Origin of the sequence: Candidatus Palauibacter scopulicola (genome assembly GCF_947581915.1) — a bacterium.
Classification (GTDB): domain Bacteria; phylum Gemmatimonadota; class Gemmatimonadetes; order Palauibacterales; family Palauibacteraceae; genus Palauibacter; species Palauibacter scopulicola.
In genome coordinates this window covers 18,714-27,714 of sequence record NZ_CANPWG010000027.1, presented here as the reverse complement: position 1 = coordinate 27,714, position 9,001 = coordinate 18,714, and the positions used below count along the sequence as shown (strand labels likewise).

General features: G+C 71.4%; 6 protein-coding genes. All 6 read right to left on the bottom strand.

Annotated features, from left to right (window positions below):
• Nucleotides 1–162: 162 nt before the first annotated feature.
• Nucleotides 163–597, bottom strand: coding sequence for a VOC family protein (locus RN743_RS05460; RefSeq protein WP_310777238.1), 435 nt, complete (start codon nt 595–597; stop codon nt 163–165).
• 37 nt (nt 598–634) lie between these two features.
• Nucleotides 635–1,615 (bottom strand): 2-dehydropantoate 2-reductase, encoded by a 981-nt coding sequence (locus RN743_RS05455; RefSeq protein WP_310777236.1) that lies wholly within the window; start codon nt 1,613–1,615, stop codon nt 635–637.
• A gap of 16 nt (nt 1,616–1,631) precedes the next feature.
• Entirely contained in the window at nt 1,632–3,200 is a 1,569-nt protein-coding gene (locus RN743_RS05450) for an acyl--CoA ligase (RefSeq protein WP_310777233.1), read from the bottom strand.
• 85 nt (nt 3,201–3,285) lie between these two features.
• Nucleotides 3,286–5,037, bottom strand: a complete 1,752-nt coding sequence (locus tag RN743_RS05445; RefSeq protein ID WP_310777230.1) for an ankyrin repeat domain-containing protein — start codon at nt 5,035–5,037, stop codon at nt 3,286–3,288.
• Nucleotides 5,037–6,428, bottom strand: a complete 1,392-nt coding sequence (locus RN743_RS05440; RefSeq protein ID WP_310777227.1) for a DUF1552 domain-containing protein — start codon at nt 6,426–6,428, stop codon at nt 5,037–5,039. The genes RN743_RS05445 and RN743_RS05440 overlap by 1 nt, the downstream gene beginning before the upstream one ends.
• A complete protein-coding gene (locus RN743_RS05435; RefSeq protein WP_310777225.1) occupies nt 6,428–8,965 on the bottom strand; it encodes a DUF1592 domain-containing protein in 2,538 nt (845 codons plus the stop codon). The genes RN743_RS05440 and RN743_RS05435 overlap by 1 nt, the downstream gene beginning before the upstream one ends.
• Between the last annotated feature and the right edge of the window lie 36 nt (nt 8,966–9,001).

Genomic DNA, 9,001 nt, shown 5'->3' with positions numbered 1-9,001 from the left:
TCACAGACGGCGAGCGCCGCCTTCCATGCGGGGGACAACTGGTGGAGGGTGGACAGCGACATCGCCAGGAGGGAGGCGATGATGAGGAAGAAGACACACTTGTCGAACCAGCGGCCGGACCCCGTGCCCTCCACGATATCGCGTATGTTCATGCCGGACCCGCTATCCGCGGAGGCGCTGCACGAACCACCAGTAGTGACCCTCGAGGTCCCTGACCTCGTAGCTCCGGTCGGACCAGTAGTCCTCGCCGTAGTCCTGGGTGGCCGGTTCGGTGGTGATCGCGGCGCCCGCCGCCCGCGCCCGCTCGCAGTGCGCGTCCGCGTCGTCCACGTAGACCATGAGCGACTGCGTGTTCGCGCCATCCGCGGCCCGCGGGGATCGGGGGTAGGTCCGGCCCGGCGTGAGCCCCGCCTGTCCGACCATGATGAGACCGCCGTTCAGGGCGAGTTGCGAGTGCACGACCTGCCCCTGCTCGTTCTCGATCCGCTCCCGGACCTCGAACCCGAACGCGTCGGCAAGCCAGTCGATCGCGGCTCCGGCATCGTCGTAGAACACCGCGGGCGTGATCCGAGGCCAGCCGTCCGGTGGATCCTGCATGTGGTTCTCCAGTGGGATCGTCGATCCCGGGTCGAGTTCAGGCGGGCGGGTAGGCGCCGGCGGCGCGGGCGCGCTGGCGGACGAGGGCGAGGACGACGTCGATGGTGGGGGTGGGGACGTCGACCATGCGCCCCATCTCCTGGACGGCCGTGACCAGGGCGTCGATCTCCATGGGACGGCCCTTGTCGAGGTCCTGCAGCATCGACGTGCGATGCGCGCCCACGGCCTCGATCCCGTTGATCCGCCGCTCGATGTCGATCGAGAAGCGGGCGCCCAGGGCTTCGGCGACCGCCTGTCCCTCGAGCATCATCGTCTTCGCGACGGCGCGCGTGCCGGGGTCCCGGGCAATGGTGTCCACGGTCTCGTGCGTGAGGGCGCTGATCGGATTGAAGGCGACGTTCCCCCACAGCTTCACCCACATCTCGTTCCGGATCCCCCGGACCGGGGCCCTGAACCCGGCGTCGATCAGGGCTCGCGCCAGCCGCCGCACGCGCTCGGTCTTCTCGCCGCCGGGCTCGCCGAGCGTGAACCGGTTGTACTTCAGGTGGCGGATGACGCCGGGCTCCGACACCTCGGTGGCCGCGTACACGACGCAGCCGATCACGCGCTCCGGGCCGATGCCGTCCCACTGCACGCCGCCGGGGTCGAGGCTCTCGAGGCGCCGGTCGCGCCACGGTCCGTCGAGCCGGTAGAAGTACCACCACGGGAGGCCGTTCGTCGCCGTGACGACCGCCGTGTCGGGACCGAGCAGGGGCTGCATCGGCTCCACGATCCAAGGGACGGAATGTGCCTTGAGGGTGATGATCACGTAGTCCTGGGGGCCGACCTCCGCCGGGTCGTCCGTGCACCGGGGGTGGGCGACGCGCTCCTCGCCGTCGATCAGCAGGCGGACGCCGCGTTCCTGCATCGCCTCCAGGTGGGGGCCGCGCGCGATGAGCGTGACGTCCCGCCCCGCGAGCGCGAGTTGCGCGCCGAGGTAGCCCCCGATCGCGCCCGCCCCGTAGATGCAGATCCGCATCAGCGGGCCGTGCGGCTCACGTCAGGCCGAGCTTCTCGGCCATGCCGATGCGCTGGATCTTGCCGGTCGGGCCCTTGGGGATGTCGTCCATGAGGAGGATCTTGCGCGGGACCTTGAAATCGGCGAGGCGCTCCGCCGCGAACGCCTGGAGCTCGCGGGGCGTCGCCTCCATCCCGTGGCGGAGCACCGCGGCGGCCGCGATTTCCTCGCCCAGCTTGGGGTGCGGCATCGCGAACGCCACGACCTGCCGCACGGCCGGGTGGTCGAGGATCGCCTCGTCGATCTCGCGCGGCGAGACCTTCTCTCCCCCGCGGTTGATGATCTCCTTCAGGCGACCCGTGATCGTGACGTAGCCCTCGCCGTCCATCACGCCCTGGTCCCCCGTCCGGAACCAGCCGTTCGTGAAGGCCTCGGCGTTCGCCGCGGGGTTGTTCTCGTATCCGTCGCTGACGTTGGGGCCGCGGATGACGATCTCGCCGACGTCGCCCGCCGGCAGGAGCTGCGGACCCGATTCGTCCATGACCGAGACCTCGGGGCCGGCGGCGATCCCTACCGTCCCCGGCTTGCGGACCGCGGGGGGGAGCGGGTTGCACGTCATCTGGTGCGCCGCCTCCGTCATCGCGTACGCCTCGACCACGGGCGCGCCGAACGCCTCCTCGAGTTCCGCCATCACCTGCGGCGGGAGGGCGGCGGAGGCCGAGCGGATGAAGCGCAGCGGGTTCCGCTCGATCACGTCGCGGTTGCGCGCGGCGCGGGCCAGGATCGCCTGGTGCATGGTGGGGACGGCGGTGTAGAAGGTCGGCCGCGCCTCGGCGAGCCACCCGAAGAAGCGGAGGGCGTTGAAGCCGGGGGTGCAGAAGATCGATCCCCCCACGCCGAGCGGCGCGAGGACGGCCGCGATGAGCCCGTGGATGTGGAAGAGCGGCATCACGTTCAGGCAGCAATCGTCGGCCGTGAGACGCAGGGTGTGCCGGACGTTGACCGCGGAGGCGCACACGTTCCGGTGCGAGAGCGGCACGATCTTGGGTCGGGACGTCGTCCCCGAGGTGTGGAGGATGAGCGCGATGTCGCCCTCTTCCGCCAGGCCGCCCCGAAAGCCGTCCCCCGCCGAACCCCGGCTCGCGGGGCCCTCGCCGGTTCCGTCCTCCCCTGCTCCCTCCGGCACGAGTTCGAAGGTTCCGGCCGGAGCGCCCGCCTCGACGTGCAACTCGAGCACCGGGACCCCGTGGCTGGCGGCGGCGGCGCGGGCCGGGGAGTCGCTGCCCGCCTCGAGGATGAGCGTCTTCGCGCTGAGGTCCGAGAGATAGAACTCGTGTTCGGGCTGCCGGTAGGCCGGATTCAGGGGGGCCGCCGTGGCCGCGCACGCCACGGAGACGAACGCGGACGCCATCTCGGGTCCGTTCGGTAGGACGATCGCCACGCGGTCGTTCCGGCCGATGCCGAACCCGTTCAGCGCGGCGACGGTGCGCTCCACCTGGCTCCGGAGACCGTCGAAGTTCAGCGGCTCGCGACCGGGGGCGGCGATCGCGGGACTCTCCCCCGAACTGCCCGCGAGCAGTTCCCAAACGGTGACAGGATTTGGCATGGTCAGGTCAGGCCGGCCCGATGTCGGCGGTCTTGGTTGAGGGTTCTCGGCACGGACGGGCGGCGCGTGCGGTCGGCGCGTGCGGTCAGCAGGAGACGCAGCGGTGGTTGTTCTTCGCCCCGAGGCTCTCGAGGAGGGCGATCGTCTCCGGGAACGGCTGCACGCGCTGGACCGGCCCGTTGGCCAGGTCGACGGTGGTCTGGCCGTTGCGGGCCACGAGCGTCACATCGGCGCCCCGCTCGACGAGATAGAGGATCATCTCGTTATCGCCGCGCGAGGCGGCGTGGTGCGCGGGCGTGTATCCGTTGTGGTCGCGCGCGTTCACGTCGGCGCCGAGTTCCTCGACGAGGAACTTCATGGCCGGAAGCCAGCCGTCCGGCACATGGCGGTGCGAGTTGCCCGCGAAGCCCTGCCCGTAGCCGACGCCGGCCGCCGCGTGGATCGGATGGACGGCGGGTCCCCCGACGGGGATCGGGTCGAGACCGGAGTGATCGATGTCGTCTCCGCCCCGGCCGTAGCGCCGCTGCGGAACCTTCGCGGTCGGCGTCGCGGGATCGGCGCCGTATTCGAGGAGCAGCTTCATGGCGTCGATGTCGAGCGCGTGCGCGGCGCGCCAGAAGGGCGTGGCGCCGGTGCGGTCGACGCCCAGCAGGTCCCGGTTGTACGTCGTGAACCAGAGCGACTTCTTCAGCCGCGCGTTCGGGTCGACGCCCGCTTCGAGCAGCGTGCGCATCACGTCGAGGTACGACCACTCCTGCTGGTGCACGTCGGTGGGCTGCGGATGCCGGGCTTTCGGCGCCCAGTGCATGTTGAGCGCCGCGTACAGCGCGGTGGCGCCGGCGTCGCTCGTGAGGTTGGGGTCGGCGCCGAGCGCGAAGAACTCCATCGCGAGGTCGAAGTGTCCGTTGATCATCGCGATGAGCAGCGGGGTCGTGTCGTCCGCGGCGCTCCGCTGGTCGATGTCCGCACCCCGGTCGAGCAGGGCGAGCGCCGCGTCGCGGTGGCCTTCGCGGGCCGCGAGCAGCAGCGCGGTCAGCCCGCCGTGCGTGCCGACGAGGTCGGCGTAGTTGCCGAGGCAGCCGGAGCAGGTGGGCTCCTCGGGGTCCTCGAGCCGCACGGCCTGGAGGCCGGGGCCGGGGCCGGCGGTGGGCCTGGGGGCGGCTTCGCGCGGTGACGGCGCCGGCGGCGTGCGGCCCGCCCGGCGCGCGGCCACGCGGGCGTTGCGTTCGCGGCGGTCGAGCTGGTCCCACGCGTCGCGCGCCGCGATGTCGAGCACGTACGCGGTGGCCGAGGCGTCCGCCCCCGCATCGATGAGGGCCTCCAGCGCGCCGGCCCGGCCCGCCGCCGCGGCGAACATGAGCGGCGTCTGGCCCCATTCGGGCTCCCGGGCGTTCGGATCGGCGCCGTGGCGCAGCAGCGCCTCGACCGCACCGGCGGACCCGGCGGCGGCTGCGAAGTGCAGCGCGGTTGCGCCCGTCGACGTCGCGGCGCGCGCGTCGGCTCCCGCCGCCAGCAGGGCCTCGACGAGCGGCGCGTGCGCCGCCCGGCTCGCCACGTGGAGCGGCGTGTGCCCGCCCAGCCGCGTGCCCGCTTCGAGATCCGCGCCCGCCTCGATCAGCACCCCGGCCACGTCGGGCCGGCCCTTCATCGCGGCCCAGTGGAGTGCCGTCATGCCGTCGCCCCGCGCGGCGTTCACGTCCTCGCCCGCGGAGAGCAGCGACCGCACGGCGTCCAGATCGCCGCGCATGGCCGCGTCGGCGACCGGAGCATCCGGCCCGCCCGCCCCGAGCGCGAGCAGCGCCGCGGCCGCGAACACGACCGGTCGCGCGCGCCGCATCAGTCCGCCGCCTCCGCGAAGGAGAACGTCCCGGTACTGTTCCCGAAGCTCGTGACGTCGTCCATCCCGAGCCGATGCATGAGGCTAAGCATCACGTTCGCCATCGGCGTCCCGGGCGCGGCCCGCAGGTGCAGGTTGCCTTCCATCCTCCCCTGCGCGCCGCCCACCACGAAGAGCGGGCACCGCTTGTGGTTGTGCACGTTCGGGTCCCCCATCGGCGACCCGTAGATGATCATCGTCTTGTCGAGCAGGTGCGTGTCCCCCTCCATCGACGCCTTCAGCCGGTCGAGGAAGTACGGGACGAGCCCGACGTGGTAGCGGTTGATCTGCGCGAAGTCCGTGATGTTGTTCTCGTTGTCGCCGTGGTGCGACGCCGGGTGGAAGCCCCGGTCGATCCCGCTCTCCGGATAGACCCGCCCGGACGCGTCCCGTCCCATCTTGAACGAGAACACGCGCGTCATATCCGCCTGGAAGGCGAGCGCCTGCAGGTCGAACATCAGCTTCACGTGCTCGTCGAACGAGTCGGGCACGCCCGCCGGCGCCTCCGGCAGATCCCGGTCTTCTCCGGATTCGTTGCGCGCCACCACCCGCTGGATGCGGCGCTCGATCTCCCGCACGTTTTCCAGGTAGCGGTCCATGCGCTGCCGGTCGGACGGATCGAGCCGACCCCTGAGGCTCGCGACTTCACCGGTGAGGAAGTCGAGGATGCTCGCGCTCGAGCGCTGCCGCGCCTCCCGCGCCTCCGGCGTCCCGCCCGCCCCGAAGAGCTGGTCGAACGCGACCCGCGGATCCCGGATCATCGGGAGCGGCTGTGTCGGCGACGACCAACTGATCGTGTCCGTGTAGACGCACGCGTACCCGTACGCGCAGCCTCCCGCCTGGTCCACGTTCTCGATACAGAGCTGCATGGACGGGATGGGCGTGTCCTGCCCGAAGCGGTGCGCGTAGAGCTGGTCCAGCGACGGCCCCACGAAGACGTCCGAACTCTCCGTCTGCTTCGGGTGCGCCTGCGTGAGGAACGTGGCGCTCGACCGGAAGTGGTCCCCGCCGATCTCCTTCGGCTGCCTGGCTTCGGCCGGTTCCACGTCGGTGTCGCTGATGATGGTGAGATAGTCCCGGTACGGCTCGAGCGAAGTGAGCGCGGTCGGCGACAGGTCGAAGCCGCGGCCCGTCGCCGCGGGCGACCAGTAGTTCTGCGCCGCCCCGAACCCGCTGCTCCCCGCCGACCCATGCACCATCTCGATGCAGACGAGCCGCGTCGGATCCGCCACTTCCCGCGCCCACAGCCGGCCCGCCGGCACCATCGCGTCGAGGAACGGCAGGGCGACGGTCGCCCCCGCGCCCCGGAGGAACGTCCGGCGAGAGAGGTGTTTCCCTGTGATGAACTCCATCAGTCCTCCTGGGATCCCTGGCTTTCCGCCTCCATGTCGTCGACCACGGCCTCGGTCCCCTTCAAGCGGAACGCCGGGCTGTTGACCACGCCGAGGATGAACGCGGACATGCGGTGGTCCTGTTCGGCGGCCTGCCGCGCGATGGACCGCACGGTCGGCATGTCGTAGTACTCGACCCGGCGTCCCAGCGCGTAGGCGAAGAGGTTCTCCGTGAACGCGCGCACGAGCGGCACCGGCCGCGCGAGAAGCGCCGAGCGCAGATCCGCCGCGCTCGTCACCGGCGTGCCGTCGTAGAGTTCGCCCTGTGCGTCGATCGGCATCCCGCTGTCCTTGATGCGCCGCGCCCCCGTGCCGTCGAAGTACTCCAGCGCGAGACCGATCGGGTCGATCACGCGGTGGCACGAACGGCAGGCGGGACTGGCCCGGTGCATCTCCAGCCGCTCCCGCACCGTGAGCAGCCGCCCCTCCTCGGCCTCCGGCGTCGCCTCCAGGTCGGAGACGTCCGGCGGGGGCGGAGGCGGCGGCGTCCCGAGCAGCACCTCCATCACCCACTTCCCGCGCAGGACCGGGGAGGTCCGGCTCGCGTGCGAGGTGAGGGTGAGGATGCTGCCGTGTCCGAGCACGCCGCGGCGCTCGGGTTCGGCGATCTCGACTCTCCGGAAGTCCGTCCCGGTCACGCCGGGGATGCCGTAGTGCCGCGCCAGGCGCTCGTTCACGAACGTGTAGTCGGCCGTCAGCAGTTCGAGCAGGCTGCGGTCTTCCTGCACGATCGTGTGGAAGAGGAGTTCCGTCTCGCGGTGCATCGCCTCCTTGAGTTGCTGGTCGAAGTCGGGGTAGAGGCGGACATCCGGGTTCATCCCCTCGAGGTCCTGCAGCCGGAACCACTGTCCCGCGAAACGCGTGGCAAGGGCTTCGGCGCGCGGGTCGCCCAGCATCCGGCGCACCTGCGCGTCGAGCACGGCCGGGTCGGAGAGCCGGCCCTCGGCGGCGGTCTCCAGCAGTTCGTCGTCCGGGCCCGTGGCCCAGAGGAAGAAGGAGAGCCGCGAGGCGAGATCGTAGTCGTCCAGCGCGTACACCCCGTCCGCTTCGCGCGCGGGACGTTCCTCGAAGCGGAAGACGAAGTGGGGGCTGGCGAGGATCCCCTCCAGCGCGAGCCGAATCCCCTCCTCGAAACCGCCCGCCTCGGCCCCGGCGCGGTACAGATTCATGAGCGCGGCGAGGTTGTCTTCCGTCAGCGGCCTGCGGTAGGCCCTCGTCCCCAGCCGCGAGAGGATCGCCTCCGCGCACGAAGCCTCGTCCTCCGGCGTGGAGGGACGGCACGAGAAGACCCGCTCGCGGCTCGGCGTGGCCGACATCCCGGCCGGAGCGAACGGCCCCGTGACCGCCAGGTCGCGCAGGTGCGGCAGCGTCGTGAACCCGTACGCGTCGGTGATGCTGGTGCTCGCGATCGACCAGTCGTGCGGCGACATCAGGTCCTGCGACGGCCCCTCGAAGGTGCGGATGAAGGCGGCCGCCACCCGGCGCGGACCCGCCTCGATGAAGACGGGATCCGACCGGAGGTTCACGCCGTCCGGGTCGGAGACGTGCATCCAGCGGTCGATGTAGAGGAGCGCGACGCGCTCGCCGTCGATCGAGATCTCGATCCGCTCGGGCTCATCGGTCGTGTGCAGCGCGCCCTTGCCGTTCCCGAACAGGGCGCCAGTCGTCTCGTGGTGGAAGGAGACGCGGAAGACGTACTCCCCGTCGGCCGGGAAGTTGTGGTCCACCGCGACGCCGCCCCGGCTCCCGTACGGGGTGCCCTCGACGTGCTCCGCCTGCGAGGTCCAGCGCGACACCCGGAAGGTGGCCTCGCTCGGCGTGACCTCCGGGTCGCCGATGGCGAGCCGGCTGATCTCGCTCGCCGCGCGCAGGTACCCGTCCATCAGCGTCGGGGAGAGCAACTGGACGTCGGCGATGTTGTCGAAGTTCGCGCTCTTCGTGTCCAGCGGCAGGTAGTCGCCCGCGTCGATGTCCAGGTCGAGGAGATCCTGGATCGAGCGCGAATACTCGGCCCGGTTCAGCCGCTGGAAAGTCCGGCGCCCGGGGTTCGGGTTTGCCTCCCACGCCGCGTCCAGGCGGGACTCGAGGACTACGGCAAGCGTCCGCAGGCTGTCAGGGCTCGGGCGGCGCACGCCAACGGGCGGCATCATGCCGGCCCGCAGCTTCCGCACCATCCGCTCGGCGATGACCGCATTGTCGGAGGCCGCGGTGACCTCGAAGGTCTCGAGCGACATGCCCCCGCTGACCCGCCGCGGGTTGTGGCAGCGCCGACAGGTCTCCGCCACGACGCCCTGCGCAACTTCGACGGAGAGCGTGTCGACCGCGGGAGCCGGTGCCGGCGCCGTCAGCGGTGCGAGCGGCTGTGTAATCGGCGGTGTGATCGGCTGCGGCCAACTGGCCGGGGGATGCTCGGCGCCCCGCGCCGCGCCGGCCTCCTGACCGACGACTGGACTCGGGAGAACACCCGCTGCGACCAGCAGCAAGAGCGATGTTCGCATGGCCGAAGCCCCTTCCGGACAACCGCGTCGCACCCC